General features: G+C 72.0%; 14 protein-coding genes. 5 read left to right on the forward strand and 9 right to left on the reverse strand.

Annotation, left to right across the window (positions count from 1 at the left end; all coding sequences use genetic code 11):
• Positions 1-22 precede the first annotated feature (22 nt).
• The 3 genes from RBJ77_RS25910 to RBJ77_RS25920 form a co-directional block, all read right to left on the reverse strand.
• Positions 23-835: a S1 RNA-binding domain-containing protein gene (locus tag RBJ77_RS25910; RefSeq protein WP_372347229.1), complete on the reverse strand. Its 813-nt coding sequence runs from the start codon at positions 833-835 to the stop codon at positions 23-25.
• A gap of 66 nt (positions 836-901) precedes the next feature.
• Positions 902-1,477, reverse strand: coding sequence for a transcriptional regulator (locus tag RBJ77_RS25915; RefSeq protein ID WP_372347230.1), 576 nt, complete (start codon positions 1,475-1,477; stop codon positions 902-904).
• Between the two features lie 127 nt (positions 1,478-1,604).
• Entirely contained in the window at positions 1,605-1,976 is a 372-nt protein-coding gene (locus RBJ77_RS25920) for an ArsR/SmtB family transcription factor (RefSeq protein WP_372347231.1), read from the reverse strand.
• Positions 1,977-2,124: 148 nt separating this feature from the next.
• Between RBJ77_RS25920 and RBJ77_RS25925 the strand changes: the two genes are divergently transcribed.
• Positions 2,125-3,387, forward strand: coding sequence for an MFS transporter (locus tag RBJ77_RS25925; protein ID WP_372347232.1), 1,263 nt, complete (start codon positions 2,125-2,127; stop codon positions 3,385-3,387).
• Between the two features lie 125 nt (positions 3,388-3,512).
• On the opposite strand, the gene RBJ77_RS25930 is transcribed toward RBJ77_RS25925, so the two are convergent.
• Positions 3,513-4,880, reverse strand: a complete 1,368-nt coding sequence (locus RBJ77_RS25930) for a PQQ-binding-like beta-propeller repeat protein (protein ID WP_372347233.1) — start codon at positions 4,878-4,880, stop codon at positions 3,513-3,515.
• On the reverse strand, positions 4,877-5,440 hold the full coding sequence (locus RBJ77_RS25935) for a SigE family RNA polymerase sigma factor (protein WP_372347234.1): 564 nt from the start codon (positions 5,438-5,440) through the stop codon (positions 4,877-4,879). The genes RBJ77_RS25930 and RBJ77_RS25935 overlap by 4 nt, the downstream gene beginning before the upstream one ends.
• 170 nt (positions 5,441-5,610) lie before the next feature.
• Between RBJ77_RS25935 and RBJ77_RS25940 the strand changes: the two genes are divergently transcribed.
• Positions 5,611-6,444, forward strand: a complete 834-nt coding sequence (locus RBJ77_RS25940; RefSeq protein WP_372347235.1) for an SDR family oxidoreductase — start codon at positions 5,611-5,613, stop codon at positions 6,442-6,444.
• Positions 6,445-6,515: 71 nt separating this feature from the next.
• On the opposite strand, the gene RBJ77_RS25945 is transcribed toward RBJ77_RS25940, so the two are convergent.
• Positions 6,516-7,574 (reverse strand): VWA domain-containing protein, encoded by a 1,059-nt coding sequence (locus tag RBJ77_RS25945; protein WP_372347236.1) that lies wholly within the window; start codon positions 7,572-7,574, stop codon positions 6,516-6,518.
• Positions 7,575-7,706: 132 nt separating this feature from the next.
• Here RBJ77_RS25945 and RBJ77_RS25950 point away from each other — a divergent pair, with 132 nt between their 5' ends.
• The 3 genes from RBJ77_RS25950 to RBJ77_RS25960 all read left to right on the forward strand — a co-directional run bounded on the left by RBJ77_RS25950 (position 7,707) and on the right by RBJ77_RS25960 (position 9,968).
• Positions 7,707-8,504 (forward strand): thymidylate synthase, encoded by a 798-nt coding sequence (locus RBJ77_RS25950; protein ID WP_372347237.1) that lies wholly within the window; start codon positions 7,707-7,709, stop codon positions 8,502-8,504.
• Positions 8,501-9,004 carry a dihydrofolate reductase gene (locus tag RBJ77_RS25955; protein WP_372347238.1) on the forward strand — a complete coding sequence of 168 codons (504 nt, stop codon included), beginning with the start codon at positions 8,501-8,503 and terminating at the stop codon, positions 9,002-9,004. The genes RBJ77_RS25950 and RBJ77_RS25955 overlap by 4 nt, the downstream gene beginning before the upstream one ends.
• Before the next feature lie 262 nt (positions 9,005-9,266).
• Complete coding sequence (locus RBJ77_RS25960; protein ID WP_372347239.1) at positions 9,267-9,968, forward strand: hypothetical protein; 702 nt, start codon at positions 9,267-9,269, stop codon at positions 9,966-9,968.
• Positions 9,969-10,055: 87 nt separating this feature from the next.
• Here the strand turns inward: RBJ77_RS25960 and RBJ77_RS25965 are convergent, their stop codons facing one another.
• From RBJ77_RS25965 to RBJ77_RS25975, 3 genes are all read right to left on the reverse strand, one after another.
• Positions 10,056-10,484: an XRE family transcriptional regulator gene (locus RBJ77_RS25965; RefSeq protein WP_372347240.1), complete on the reverse strand. Its 429-nt coding sequence runs from the start codon at positions 10,482-10,484 to the stop codon at positions 10,056-10,058.
• A gap of 487 nt (positions 10,485-10,971) precedes the next feature.
• Positions 10,972-11,664 (reverse strand): RES family NAD+ phosphorylase, encoded by a 693-nt coding sequence (locus RBJ77_RS25970; protein WP_372347241.1) that lies wholly within the window; start codon positions 11,662-11,664, stop codon positions 10,972-10,974.
• 278 nt (positions 11,665-11,942) lie between these two features.
• Positions 11,943-14,234 (reverse strand): WD40 repeat domain-containing protein, encoded by a 2,292-nt coding sequence (locus RBJ77_RS25975; RefSeq protein WP_372347242.1) that lies wholly within the window; start codon positions 14,232-14,234, stop codon positions 11,943-11,945.
• Positions 14,235-14,412 lie beyond the last annotated feature (178 nt).

Here is a 14,412-nt window from a genome sequence, read left to right on the forward strand (position 1 = left end):
CCACGGTAACAGGTGTTACCACCTACTGGGCGGCGGTTCGCCGAGTCCCGTCCGGTCCGCCGACGACGCCCAGCCGCACCCGGTGGCGCTGGAGGTCGACCTCGGTGACCTCCACCGTCATCAGCTCGCCCTCCTCGACAAGGTGATCCGGGGTCTCGACCGGCTCGTCGGTCAGCTCGGAGAGGTGAAGGAACCCCATAACCTCGGGAGCAAGCCGCACGAACACACCGAAGGGAACGATCTTGATGACGGGCCCGGTGAGAACCCGGCCGACCTGATCCGCGAACCGAATGAGTGGATCTTCTCGCAGAGCCTTCATGGAGAGCGTGACCTGTCCGGTGCGCGTCTCGGCAATGATCACCTCGGCGCTGATCCGCCGGCCGGCTTCGACCGCCTCGGCGGGGTGGTTGATCCAGCCCCACGTCAGGTCCGGCACCCGGATGAAGCCGGTGCACAGACCGTCCGGTTCGCCGTCGACGTGCACGAAGACCCCGAAGTTGTGAACCGCGGCAACCGTCCCCTCCACGACCTGTCCTCGTTCGCACGCGAGGAGGAAGGACCGCAAGGCCGGGATCTCGCACGCCCTGGCGGAGAGGTGGAGCTGACCCTCACGCCAACGCCCGATCTCTTCGGCATCGATCTCCTGGCCGACCTCGAACAGCTCGGCCGGATGCTCCACCCGACGCATCGACGCTTCCTGCCGGGGAATCCGACCGATCTCGGTCGCCCCTCGTTCGGCATCCGAGAGCTGCACGATGACGTCCACTCCGTCGAACCCGAGGACCTTCACCTTCCTCACGGGTCCCGGCTGAAGACGGTTGATCAAGGACTGCATGCGAGGGTCAGGGGCCGGCTCGGACATGGAAGCGAGCCTATGCGGGAGACGCCCCAACTGGTCCGCTCAGGCGGCGAACCCGATCGCGGTCACGTACTCGTACTCGCCCCACTGCGAGCCCAGGTCGACCACGACGTCGTTCACCCAGGCGTCGTCGAGCGCCGCGTCGTCGCCCGCGGACCAGGCCTGGACGATGCGGTCCCAGCGGCGGACGTTCATGGTCCGGTAGTCGATGACGCGCTGGAGCGGGCGGGGCACCTGCGACTGGTTGAGCGGGTGGAACTCGACGCGGGTGCCGCGGCCCTGGCGGTTGAGGCGGGCCAGCAGGTGCCGGGCGACGTTCGCGCGGCGCACCGTGCGGTACGCCGCCTCGATCCGGTCCAGGTTCTGCGCGGTCGGCTGCCGCTTGCCGTCGAGCCACGCCTTCAGCGTCCGGTCGGTCACGGTCAGCCCCGCGTCGCGAGCCGCGGCGCGGGCGTGGTCGGTGCGGGTGAGGTAGCGCAGGCGCGCCATCAGACCGCGGTGCGCGGTGACGGGTGTGGCGACGAATCCGGCGAGCCGGTCGAGCTGCGCCGCGACGGCCTCGTGCCCCTTCACTCCCTGGGCACCGAACTTGCCGAACTCTAGGTTCCTGTCCGGCATGGGCTGGCCTTTCGTGTGGACGGGCTGGGGCGGTTCGCCCACATCGTACGGGCGGTGGGAGCCGGTTCGGGGCACGTGGGCGGGGAGTGGCGGCGCCCACCGCGACCGGGGTGCCGCGTGACCCGTCTCAGTCCTGCGGCGTCCAGGCCGCCACCAGGTCCAGCAGTCCGGGGAAACGGGCGTTCAGATCGTCGACGCGCACGTGGCTGCGCCGCTCCAGTCCGTACTGGCGCTGGCGCGTGACGCCCGCCTCGCGCAGCGCCTTGAAGTGGTGCGTGAGCGAGGACTTGGGCCGGTCGAGACCGAACCAGCCGCACGTGTGGTCGAAGCTCTCGGACTCCAGGAGGAGTTTGCGCACGATCGTCAGCCGCAGCGGGTCGCTGAGCGCACCGAGCACGGTCTCCAGACGCAGTTCGTCGACCGCCGGCTCCGGCAGGGGGTCGGGCAGCCCCGACGGCACGACCGGCACGGCCGCCGACACGGGTGACACACGCGGCACGAGCGACTCCTCTTCACGCATTCACGGATTCACGCGGTGGCGCATTCACATAATTCCTCTGTACGAGTTCAATCGTACTGCATGCTAAGTTCGACTCAACTCGTACTGCTGGAGGGCCGGCCAGTCGGCCCGATCGGGAGGATCCGTCATGTCCGAGACCAGAACCGCAGCCACGACAGCCGCCGGGGCGCGGCGCCGAACTGCCGCCGCGCGGACGGGAGTCGGGCCCGACGCCCCGCTGTGGTGGGTGTGGCTCGCCGCCTGGCCGGTGACGGCCGTCTTCGTGCTCTCGAACGCGGCGACCCCGCTGTACGTGCTGTGGCAGCGCGACATCGGGTTCTCGAAGGGAACCCTGACCGTGGTGTTCGCCTTCTACATCGTCGGCCTCGTCGGGTCGTTGCTCGTCTCCGGCGTCGTCTCCGACCGCGTCGGGCGCAGGCCCGTCCTGCTGCCCGCGCTGGCCCTCGCCCTGATCGCCTGCCTCGTCTTCACGACCGCCACGAGCGTGGCCGCGCTCATCGTGGCCCGGCTGTTCACCGGCGTCGCGGTCGGCGCCGTCGTGTCGGCGGGGATGGCCGCGGTGACCGACGTGGCCGGGCCCGGGCGCCGGCGGCTCGCCGCGCTGCTGGCGTCCTGCGCGATGGTGTTCGGCGCCGGACTCGGCCCGCTGCTCGCCGGGGTGCTCTCCGAGACGGCGCCCGCGCCGACCGTCACCGTCTTCGTCGTCGAGGCCGTGCTGCTGGCCACCGCGGTGCTCGCCGTCCTACGGATGCCGGTGAGGCGCCCGGCGGCGCGGACCGCGGGCTCCTGGATCCGGGTGCCCGCCGTGCCGCGCGGCAACGGCCGCCAACTCGCCCTCGGCATCGCCGTGTTCGCCCCCGGCATCACCGCCACGTCCTTCGTGCTCTCGCTCGGCCCGTCGCTGCTGTCCGGACTGCTCGGCACCACAAGCCGGATCGTCGCCGGGGCGATGGCGTTCGTGATGTTCCTCGCCGCGACCGGCGTGCAGTTCGCCGTGCAGAGCCTGAGCCGGCGCACCGTGCTCACCGCGGGCGCGGCCGCCACCACGCTGAGCATGGTGACGCTGATCGTCGCCGTGCGCACCTCGTCGGCGCCGGTCCTGATCGCCGCCGCGCTGCTGGCCGGGGCAGGGCAGGGCATGGGGCAGCTCGGCGGTCTGTCGCTGCTCAACTCCGGCGTCCCGGCCCAGCGCCTCGCCGAGGCCAACGCCGCGCTCAACGTGGGCGGTTACCTCCTGGCCGGCGTCCTGCCCGTCTCGGCCGGCTACCTCAGCGACGCGGTCGGCCTGACGAACGGCGCCACCGTCTTCGCCGTCGTCCTGATGGCCCTCGCCGTGAGCGGCGGCCTGGTGGTCCGCGCGACCCGGCGCCAGGTGACGGACCCGGCGTGACGGCGTGACGGCGTGACGAAGTGACGGGCGGACGCGGACCGGGCGATCACCCACCCCGCCCGGCCACGCCCGCCCTCGTCACGGCGCCCCCCGTCACGCCGTCACGCCATCACGCCATCCGGACCTCACCCCAACTTCGGCTCGATCCGGAAGAGTTGACCGCCGACCTGCCCGACGAGCCCGTGGTCGTAGCTCATCAGCTCGGGCGCGATCCCGGCCTCCATGGGCCGCTTCGGCAGCTCCACCCGCCCCCGCCAGCGCACGGCCCCGCTGTCGAGGTCGAGGCCCACCAGGTGCCCGGTCGGGTCGAGGTAGTAGGCGACACGGGTGGCGAGGTCGACGGCGGCGGCCGAGCGCAGCTCCCCCACCCTCGGTTCCTGCGGGTCCTTGCGCAGCTTCAGACCCGGGTCGGTGACCCACATCCGCCTGCCGTCGTCGGCCGAGTACGCGACGATCCGGTCCTTGGTGCCGGACGCCAGGACGATCCCGTCCGCGACCTCGCCCAGCGGCAGCCCGTCGACCCGGTACTGCCGCACCTTGCCGGAGCGGGTGTCGACCCGGCTCAGGGTGGCGGGCCCGTCGGCCGAGGAGAACTTCTTGCCGACGGGCGCGGTCAGCAGCACGGCGTCGCCGTCCGTGCCGACGAGGACGGTCGGGCCCTCGACCGTCGCGACCGTCCGCGCCTCACCCGTCGCCGGGTCGAGGCGGACGACGGTGCTCCGCTGCGGCGCCTTCTCGCTGTCCGGCGAGCACGTCAGGTACGGCACACCACCGATCACGGCCCGGTCGCAGTCCGCCTTCTTCCACCGGTACGTCCACAGCGTCCGGCCCGTCTTTCCGTCCAGCGCGGCCACGCTCTTGAACGAAGGCGTGTTGGCGAGGACCCCGCCGTCGAACAGCACGGCCGAGACCCGGCCGCGGCTGTCGTCCGCCAACTCGTGCCGCCACAGCTCGCGATCGCCGTCGGCGTCGAGGGCCACGAGGTCGGTGCCGGCCCGGGGCGCGCCCGGGGCGTGGTCGGCGTACGTGTAGAGCATCCCGTCCCGCGCCCCGGGGACCGTGCCCGCCGGGGTGCTGCTCCCGTCGCCCTTCCCGACCTCGCGCTTCCACACGACCTTCCCGGTACGGGCGTCCACGCGCACGGCGTCGTACTTCATGCCCCGGCAGAACACGGCCGCCTCGCCGGTGGTGCAGGCGTCCCACGACTTCGCGGGCAGCGTCGTCCGCCACCACAGCTTGCTCTCGTTGCTCACCCGAGTCGCCGGGGGCTGCGCCGTGTCGTCGCCGGTGCCGGTGACGAGGACGGCGCCGAGGGTGATGCCGACCAGGCCGAGGGCGGCGCCGGTCACCCGTGCGACGTTGCGCCGGCGGCGACGGCGCACGATGCGGTCGGCCATGTCGGCGGGCGTCCCGGCCTCGCCGGGAGTCCAGTGGTGCAGGACGTCCCTGATCGTGCGGTCCAGTTCGTCCGTGCTCCGGTGCGGGGTGTTCATGTGCGGGCTCCCTTCATGGCCTTGCCGGTCGGTGTGGTGCGGGCGGGCTCCTCCGCCACGGGCGTGGCGGGTCCCAGCTCGGGGGCGAGCCGGCGCAGCCGGGCCAGCGAGCGGTGGGTGGTGCTGCGCACGGTGCCGACCGAGCAGCCCAGCGCGCTCGCGACCTCCGTCTCGGACAGGTCCTCGAAGTAGCGCAGCACCAGTACGGTGCGCTGCCGCGGCGTCAGCCGCGCCAGCGCCTGCCCCACCGTGATCCGCAGATCGGCGGCGGACGTGCCGTCGGCGGCGCCGAAGTTCTCCGGCGGCACGGCGAACGTCGCCTCCCGGTGCGGCCTGCGCAGCCGCCACCGGCTGACCTGGTGCCGGTACATCACCTTGCGCACATAGCCTTCCGGGTCCTCTATGTGTCGCCAGCGACCCAGCGCCTTCATCAGCGCGATCTGCACCAGGTCCTCCGCCTCGTGCCGGTCGCCGCCGGTGAGCAGATTCGCCAGCCGCAGCAGCGCGCTCCACCGGACGTCGACGAAGTCCCTGAATCTCTCGGTGTCCTGCGGGTCCATGGGCCCTCCCGTTCCCTAACGCCCCCAAGGACGCGCGACCGGTCCGCAATCTATGCCTGCCGCCGGAGACCTTCTTGAAGTTCTCGATCGCCTTGACCTGAAGCGCGATTGAGGTCCTAGCGTTCCGGCGTGCCTTCCCGTAGATCGGCCGACGACAGGAGAACCCGCTCGTGATCCTTGTGACCGGAGCCACCGGAAACATCGGCAGTGCGCTGCTGCGAGAACTGCACGCGCACGGCGCGGGCCCGCTGCGGGGGCTCACCCGTGATGCCGCGCGGGCCGCCCTCCCCTCCTGTGTCGAGACCGTCGAGGGCGATCTCGCGGACCCGCGCGTCCTGAAGTCGGCGATGGACGGGGTCCGTGCGCTGTTCCTCGTGTCCCGGCTGGCGCCCGACGCCGACGTCCTGGCCGCGGCCGGGGCGGCGGGCGTGGAACACGTCGTGCTGGTGTCGTCGATCACCGTGCGGACCCACCCGCATCTGGGGCCCGCGGCCGAGAACCTGGCGGTCGAGCGGCTGGTCGAGGACAGCGGCATGGCCTGGACGGTGCTGCGGCCCACGCAGTTCGCGTCGAACGCCATGATGTGGGCGGCGCCGATCCGCGCGGGCGAGCCGGTCCACGCCCCGTACGCGGACATCGGGCTGCCCACGATCCACCCCGCCGACATCGCGGCGGTGGCCCGGGTCGCGCTGACCGAACCGGGCCACCGGGGCCGCACCTACGCCCTGACCGGTCCCGAGCCGGTCTCCGCCCGGCAGCAGGTCGAGGCGATCGGGGCGGCGCTCGGGCGGGAGCTCCCCTTCGCCGAGATCAGCCGGCAGGAGGCCCGGGCCCGGATGGCCGCGGTGTTCGGCGACGACGCGGCGGACGCGGTCCTCGACGTCACGGGCGGCGACGTCAACGCCGAGCTGCTGGCCGTACGCGACACGGTGCCGCGACTCACCGGCTCCCCGGCACGCCGGTTCGCCCAGTGGGCCGGGGAGAACGTCGACACCTTCCGCTGAGCCGGGCACCGAAGGGCACCGAAGGGCACCGAAGGGCACCGAACCCGGCTCGGCTTTTTACCCTCGCCCCTTCACATCATGATGAGCAGACGCGTATTCGGCTTGAGCTTCCTGTTCACCGAACGGCTCTGCACATACACCTCCAGCTTGGGATTGTTTCCCGCCTTCACGGAGACGGTCCCCTGAATTCCCGTACCGAACAGAAGACTGCGCGCCGCGTCTCCCGTATAAGCCCGGTCGGTGTCCTTCTCGACCACGATGACTTCCTTGTTCAGCTGAACCTGCGCCCGCGCGCCCAGCTGGTAGTAACACGCACCCCGCTCATAGGTCACTCCGGGATGCGAATTCACGAAGGGACGGATCTCGATCTCCTTGTCCACCTTCAGGAGCCGGTACCTGTCGGCCGGTATCGGTTCGAGATTCGCCCGCACCTCGTCGACGGATATGTCCTGCCCGACGGCGAACAGGTTCTTCGTACCGCGCACGCCCTGCTCCCGGCCGCGCAGGAAGCTGGTGGCGGCGGCGCGCACGGTGCCGATGGCCTCCTCGACGCCCTTCTGGGAGTCCGCGTCCCAGATCGCGATGTTCCCCGCCGGGAAGCCGTAGTTCTGCGCGGTCCGCTTCGCCAGCGAGTTCGGCACGAGGATCGCGGACGTCCAGTGACCTGGCATGGAGCCCATCTTCGCGGTGATCCGGTCCAGCCAAGGGCCGAGGATCGTCATGTCGCCGTCGTGCCGCCTGTCGCCCCCCGACGCGTTCTCCTCGCCGTCCGTCACCACGATCTGGAGGAAACTGTGCTCGCCGTATTCCTCCCATATGTGTCCGAGGTCGTCCAGGGACTTCAACGAGGCCTCGATGAGCGCCGTCGCCCCATTGTTCACCCGGTACAGACCCCGCATGGACGGAAGGTGCTTCACGTCCATGTCCCACACCAGGTTCTCCACCCGGTGGTCGAAGGAATAGAGGCTGATCCGGGTCTCGTGACCGAGGCTGTCCGATTCCGCCTTCAGGCCCGCCACGAACTCGTCCACGACGCGAATGAGCTGATTCTCGTGCGGACGCATGGAACCCGAGCAGTCCACCACCAGCGCGACGTGATTCACCTTGTGCTGAATCCTGCTTGCAGACATGATTCCGCTCCCCCTCCGAGCTTCCCCGAGTGATGTATTCACTCTATGGGGAGGCACTGACAACGCCGTTTCGCCGGCCGCCACGCCCCCGGCGTCCGGATCCGCGGTCCACTGCGGCTAAACTTCAGCGCCGTGGTGGATACCCAGTACGAAGACCTGTTGAAGCTGGTGCTCACGTCAGGGACGGCCAAGGCCGACCGGACGGGCACCGGGACCCGAAGTGTCTTCGGACACCAACTGCGCTACGACCTCTCCCAGGGGTTCCCGCTGGTCACCACGAAGAGGGTGCACCTCAAGTCGATCGTGTACGAGCTGCTGTGGTTCCTGCGCGGCGACTCGAACGTCCACTGGCTGCAGGAGAACGGCGTCCGCATCTGGGACGAGTGGGCCGACGCCGACGGCGAGCTCGGCCCGGTCTACGGCGTGCAATGGCGCTCCTGGCCCGCCCCCGACGGCCGGCACATCGACCAGCTCAGCCAGGTCCTGGACACGCTGCGCAGCGACCCCGACTCCCGCCGGATGATCGTCTCCGCGTGGAACGTCGCGGAGCTCGACCGGATGGCGCTCGCCCCCTGCCACGCGTTCTTCCAGTTCTACGTCGCCGACGGCAAGCTCTCCTGCCAGCTGTACCAGCGCAGCGCGGACCTGTTCCTCGGCGTCCCGTTCAACATCGCCAGCTACGCCCTGCTCACGCACATGGTGGCGCAGCAGACCGGTCTCGAGCCCGGCGACTTCATCTGGACCGGCGGCGACTGCCACATCTACGACAACCACGTCGAGCAGGTGACGGAGCAGCTCTCCCGCGCCCCGTACGCGTTCCCCGAGCTGAAGCTGCACAAGGCCGACTCGCTCTTCGACTACGCCTACTCGGACGTGGAGGTGCTGAACTACCAGCACCACCCCGCCATCAAGGGCCAGGTCGCCGTATGACCGACGGCACGGCCACCCGGCACGTCGGGCTCATCTGGGCGCAGACCCTGGACGGCGTGATCGGCGCGGACAACGGGATCCCGTGGCGGCTGCCCGAGGACATGGCGCACTTCAAGGCGACCACCCTCGGCCACCCGGTGATCATGGGCCGCAAGACGTGGGACTCGCTCCCGCCGCGCTTCCGCCCGCTGCCCGGCCGGCGCAACGTCGTGGTGACCCGCGACCCCGAGTGGTCGGCCGAGGGTGCGGAGCGCGCCGGGTCCATCGTCGAGGCCCTGGACCTCGCGGCGGGCACCGCCTGGGTGATGGGCGGCGGCGAGATCTACCGCGCCGCCCTGCCGTACGCGACGACGCTCTCGGTGACCGAGGTCGACACGACGGTGCTCGGCGACACCCACGCCCCGAAGCTGGACGCGGCGTGGACGGCCGCCGAGGACGACGGCTGGCAGACCTCGACGACCGGTCTGCGGTACCGCATCCGCCGGTACGCCCGTTCGTAATCCGCCGGTACGCCCGTTCGTAGCCGTAGCCGCGCCGGAGCGACTCACAGCGACCGAAGCGACTCGTAGCGACTGAAGCGACCGGCTTTCGCAGACGGAGGACCGGGCGCCCCTGACCGCGGGGGCGCCCGGTCCGTCGTGTTTCGGCCCACCTCCTGGCCGAGACCGTCCACCGCGCGATTCGCCCCGGGCCGGCGGCCGCCTCGACGGCAGACTGGTGGCCGCACGTCCGTGGGGACAGCTGACGGGGGGAGCCGGTCAGATGGCGAGAGCGCGGCGGGCCGCAAGACCGTGGTGGGCCGGGCGGCCGCACGACCCCGACGCCCCCGGCCGGCGGGCGCGGCGGATGCGGGACGTCGCCGAGCTGCGGGCGCAGGGGCGCTACGGGCCCGAACTGCGTGACGTCCTGCCCGCGTTCGTGATGCTGGGTCTGGCGGCGCTCGGGCCGCTGTTCGTCCTCGCTCTGCTGTACCGCCTGCACGGGCCGTTGCTCGGCGTGCTGCTGCCGGTCGCGGTCGGGTACGCCGGCTGGTTCGGCGGACGGCGTCTCGTCCGGCGCCGCGCCGGCCGGTACACCCCGGCGGAGCTGGCGCGCCTGGGTCATCGTGGGCTGGTCCTGGCCGTCGAGCGGATGCTGCGGCGCGACGGCTGGCAGGTCACCGATCTGACCGAGGGGGACCGGGTGCGGTTGTACGCCCGTGGCCGGGCGGGGCGCGAACTCGACGTCGCCGTCCGGGACACCGTGGAGATTCCCCCTCAGGAGAACGTGAGCCGCTCCGCCGACGACGTGGGTGCCTCGCGGGAGAAGGGGCGGCTGCTGCGGCTCGTCGTCTCTCCGGGGGCGTTCACCCGCGCCGAGGTCCTGTGGGCCTCCCGGCAGGGCGGTGTCCTGCTGGTCGACGGGGAGACGCTGCGGCGGTGGGCGGCCGGTGTCCCGTTCGACGAACTCGGCCTGCCGACCTGACGGGAGAGAGAAAGAAGCCGTTCCCCCGTCGCGCGCGGCGGCCGGGGAACGGCTGTGGTGCCAGGTGGCGCGGAGTGCGGTGTGCGGTCAGGAACCGGCGGTCGACAACGGCACCTGCGTGCTGTCCGTCGCCTCGACATACGCCCGGGCGGCGACCATCACCTCGCGGGCGCGGTCGTCGGCGATACAGAGGGCCGGGGCCATGTCCTCCAGCTGCGGGTTCATTCCGATCATCCAGGCACGGGCCGTGTACACGGACTCCGCGGCCTGGATCAGGTGAAAGATCTGGATCGCGTCGATCAGGCGAGCCTCGGCCTCCGGCCTCGGCCGACTGGTGCCGGCCGCCCAGCGGCCGACCTGCTTGGCGTCGTTGATGCCCGCCATGCGCGCGGTCAGTCGCTGCCCGAGGTTCGCCTGGAGAAATCGAGCGATGTCGGCGATGGGCGTACCGACAGCAGCACTGTGGGCCGCCGTCGCGGCGGCGGTGGTCCGGGGCTTGGTCTCGATCGTAGGCATGACGGTCTCCCTCATTGACCCGGCAGGCCTCACCGTAAGAACCAGAGGGTGAGAGCGGGTCGGGCGGCGGGCTTCGAGGCTCGGCGGCAGCTGCGGGACGCGCCATGGCTGTCGGCGGCACGGACGGAGGGGCGCGCGGGCACGCATGCCGATGGCTGCGATCGTCGCAGTGGCTGTTCCATCACGCCCTCCCTCCAAGTCTGTTTCCAAAAGCGTACCCACGGTGGTAGGTCAACTCCACCTGAAGACGTCGACTTTGAAGAAGCGTCATATGCCACGCCCTGCGCTGGAATCTCCCCCTCCGCCCTGCCTCACCTGCGGTTTGTACTGCGGACTGCAGGTTTTCGGCCACGGAGGGAGTTCCGGTAATTGGCCGTTTCCCACCCCCTAATGGACCCCTTTTGTGGTGGGGTTCTGGTGTGTTGGCGGTGTGTTACCGGTGTTTTCAGGGGGTGCGCAAGGGGTGCGGAGGGGGCCAGGCGGTCGGTCAGAACATCTGCAGGCCGTACTCCTGGGCCACCGTCCGCAGCGGCTCCGACTCGGGGAACACGTACGTCGACTCCAGCCGGTCGACCGTCGTGTTGTCGAAGACCGCCCAGCACTGGCGCATGCCGAACCGCGACTTGTAGGCGATGCCGTGGATGCGCGGGGTGCCCTGCGCGGTGCGCTGGGTGTGGGCCCAGCGGGCGATGGCCCGGGTGAGGCGGCGGTGGAAGCCCTGGATGTGGTCGCGGGTGAGTTCGGCCTGGGTGACGCCGAGTTCGGCCAGCTGCGGTGCGAGGAGGACGGTGAGCGCCTTCAGGGTGTGGGCGTCGTCGACGTCCAGGAAGCGGCTGTCCTTGGCGGGCTCTAATCGCAGGAGCGTGTGCTTGGCGCTCCAGTCGCGGACCATCTTGCCGGGGCCGACGAAGAACGGCTCGTGCCAGTCGTGGTCGACGAGTTCGCGCATGTCCGGGTGGACGCGGAAGGGGGCCAGCGCCTCGGCGAAGCAGCCGTCCTGCTGGGAGGCGCAGTAGAGGGTGCCGTACGTGCTCGCGCTCCAGGCGTTGCCCGCGGTGCTGGACTCGTCCGGGGCCGCCAGGATGTCGTAGCTGAGCGGATCGGGGGTCTTTCCCAGTCGCCAGACGCCGTCGGTGGGAGCGGGTACCAGTCTGACGTCGGCTGCTGGGCTGGAGGTCATGGGTTCGGCTCCGGTCGTCGTCCGTTCAGGCCCTCTGAACGGGGCGGCCCGCCGGCTCCGGCCGACGGGCTTGGGGTGGTCCGCTGGGTCGCGTGTCCTGAACAGGGGCAGGACAGAGGACAGTTGATCAATTGTGGTGGCCGACCGGCCGTGATGCGAGTCACTTGCGAGACATCACGGGGGCGCACGATGCATTCCGGGGGGCGCATAGTCCGACAGCATGTGTGATCGCCGCCGCCCGACCGGCGCACCGGGTGCGCTCGCGCGGCCGCCGGCGGTCAGTGGGCCAGGGCGGGGTGGGCCAGGTCGAGGCTGGTCAGGGCCGTTCCCGCGTGTCCGGCCAGGGCCAGGTCGGCGGTCGCGGTGCCGGGGTGGGGCGTCGCGTCCAGCCAGGTCAGTGGGGTGGCCGTGGCCAGCGTGAGGAGTTGCGTGCCGGTGGCCGCGTCCCACAGATGGATGATGCCGTCGCGGGCGGCGCTGACCACGTACGTGCGGTGTTCGGCGGTGAACGTGGCCAGCGCGTGCACGGGGGCGTGGTGCCCGGTCAGCGGCGGGCCGAGCGGTCGCCTGGTCGCCAGGTCCCAGAGCCGGACGTCGGCCTGGTCGCCCGCGGTGACCAGGAACGGCGAAAGGTCGCCCGCGGGCGCCGTGTTGAGGGCGAGGGCGTGGATGATGCCCTGGTCGCAGTGGATCCGGTCGGCCGCGGTGTCCTCGTCGGCGGCGGGGTCCCACAGGCGGACGACGCCCTCCGTGCCCGCGGTGGCGAGCCAGGGCCGGCCGTCGTCGGTGCACGCGGCGGCCAGCGCCTTGACGCTCATCGCGTGGCCGTTCCACGTCCGCAGCAGGCTGCCCGTGTGCAGGTCCCACAGGCGGGTGCGGTAGTCGTCGGACGCCGTCAGCAGGAGGGCCAGCGCGCCGTCCGGGCTCGTACAGGCGGCGATGTGGCGGGTGGGCGCACCGCACTCCAGGGGCGGCAGCGACGGCGGTGTGCCGTTGGCCACCGGGTCCCACCCCCGTACGGTGCCGTTGGCGTCGGCCCACAGCAGCAGGTGCCGGGAGCCGCGGCGGGCCCAGGTCAGGGCGAGGACGGGCTCGGGGGCGACGAGCGCGGTGGTCGCCAGGCCGGTGCGGGTGGCGGTCAGCCGGACCGTCGTGTCGTGGGCCGTGGCGACGAGCGGGCCGCCGTCGCTGTGCCAGAGCGCGGTGGCGGCCGCGGTGCGCGGGGCGGGGGCGGGGCCCGCGGTGAGGTGGCGGCCGATGTCGGCCGCGGTCCACAGGCGCAGGGTGGCGTCGGCGGCGCCGGACAGCAGGGCGCCGGGCCGGTCCGGGCTGTCGGGCAGGGCGGCGAGCGCGGTGACGGTGTCGGTGTGGCCGCGCAGTTCGGCGACGGTGCCGGTGGCGGGTTCCCAGAGGGTGACGGTGCGGCCGCGGGCGGCGGCGAGGACGACGGTCTCGTCGTCCAGTACGAGCCGGCACAGGTCCTTGACGGGTTCGCCGTGGCCGGGCGCGGTGGCGGGCAGCCGGCCTTCGGCGGTGGACCAGGAGGTGATGCTGCCGTCGGCGTGGCCCGCGTAGAAGAGTCCGGGTTCGGCGCCGGCCGTCACGGTGCGGGCGGGGGCGGGAAGGGGGTGCACGGCGCGGACGGTGCCGTCGAGGTGGTGCACGGTCAGGTCGTGCGCGGTGTGCACGAGGACGCGCTCGCCGTCCGTGTCGATCACCGTCGTGAGCGCGCCGCGCAGCACCGGGGGCGCGGTGGCGATGGTGCGGGACAGCCCGGGCGCGGCCCAACTGACGGTCTCGCTGCGGCCGTTGACGGCCCACACGGTGAGGTCGCCCCGGTCGTCGAAACCGCACAGGGCGTCGTCGAACCAGGTGGAGTCGGTGTGGCAGCCCAGGGCGGCGTGCCGGTGCGCGTCCCACAGCCGCACCGTGCCGTCGGTGCCCGCGGTGACGAGGTACTGCCGCCCGTCGGGGTCCGGCGGGCTGAGGTGCAGGGCGCGGATCTCGCCGGCGTGCGCGGCGATCGGGGCGCCGACGGGGTGGGCGGTGGCGGCGTCGAGGAACTCCAGGGTGCCGGTCGTGGTGGAGACGGCGATCTGCGGTCCGTGGCGGGGGTGGTCGAGGGCGAGCAGCCGGGTCGGCGTGGCGGGCAGCGTGGCCCAGATGTTCGCCGCGGGCCGCCAGTTGGTGAAGTGGGCGGTCAGCGGGCTGTCGGCGGGCGGCGCCGCCTCGGGCGGCATCCGGGTGCGCGGGGTGTCGGGGTAGGTGAGGGCGATGTGGGCCAGGTGCAGGCTGGCCATGCGCGACGGCAGCGGCGCGTCGCGCAGGTAGGGCTCTATGGCGGACCAGGCCGTCAGCCAGTGCCGGGGGCCGCAGGCCGGGCTGTGGTGGAGCAGCGCGCGGATGCCGCCGCCGGTGTCCCAGGCGAGTGCCTGCGGCGGGACGCGCGCGTCGTCCAGGACGTGCCCGAGCGCGGCGTGCCGGGCCAGGTGGCGGCGGGCGTACGGCGGGGGCGGCTGCCCGGGGTCCGCGCTCAGGGCCGCGAGCCGCGCGGCGATGCGGGCGTGCACGGCCGCCTCGCCGGCGCCGTCGTCACCCCGCGGCCGACGCGGTGGTGTTCACGGTGGCGGGCGCCCTCGGCTGCCTGATACGGGGGCTCGTGGGTGACGCCGGGGAAGCAAGGCGTTCCTCGCGGCGCTGCCGATGCTCATCGCCGTGGCGTCGTTCTTCCCCGACGCGGTCCCGCCA

The sequence above is a fragment of the Streptomyces sp. KL116D genome (genome assembly GCF_030766975.1).
GTDB classification, from domain to species: domain Bacteria; phylum Actinomycetota; class Actinomycetes; order Streptomycetales; family Streptomycetaceae; genus Streptomyces; species Streptomyces longispororuber_A.

What these genes read in the sequence shown, in the direction of transcription:
- RBJ77_RS25910 (WP_372347229.1), bottom strand. Translation starts at nt 835, where the DNA reads ATGCAGTCCTTGATCAACCGTCTTCAGCCGGGACCCGTGAGGAAGGTG.
- RBJ77_RS25965 (WP_372347240.1), bottom strand. Translation starts at nt 10,484, where the DNA reads ATGCCTACGATCGAGACCAAGCCCCGGACCACCGCCGCCGCGACGGCG.
- RBJ77_RS25955 (WP_372347238.1), top strand. Translation starts at nt 8,501, where the DNA reads ATGACCGACGGCACGGCCACCCGGCACGTCGGGCTCATCTGGGCGCAG.
- RBJ77_RS25925 (WP_372347232.1), top strand. Translation starts at nt 2,125, where the DNA reads ATGTCCGAGACCAGAACCGCAGCCACGACAGCCGCCGGGGCGCGGCGC.
- RBJ77_RS25970 (WP_372347241.1), bottom strand. Translation starts at nt 11,664, where the DNA reads ATGACCTCCAGCCCAGCAGCCGACGTCAGACTGGTACCCGCTCCCACC.
- RBJ77_RS25945 (WP_372347236.1), bottom strand. Translation starts at nt 7,574, where the DNA reads ATGTCTGCAAGCAGGATTCAGCACAAGGTGAATCACGTCGCGCTGGTG.
- RBJ77_RS25930 (WP_372347233.1), bottom strand. Translation starts at nt 4,880, where the DNA reads ATGAACACCCCGCACCGGAGCACGGACGAACTGGACCGCACGATCAGG.
- RBJ77_RS25960 (WP_372347239.1), top strand. Translation starts at nt 9,267, where the DNA reads ATGGCGAGAGCGCGGCGGGCCGCAAGACCGTGGTGGGCCGGGCGGCCG.
- RBJ77_RS25935 (WP_372347234.1), bottom strand. Translation starts at nt 5,440, where the DNA reads ATGGACCCGCAGGACACCGAGAGATTCAGGGACTTCGTCGACGTCCGG.
- RBJ77_RS25915 (WP_372347230.1), bottom strand. Translation starts at nt 1,477, where the DNA reads ATGCCGGACAGGAACCTAGAGTTCGGCAAGTTCGGTGCCCAGGGAGTG.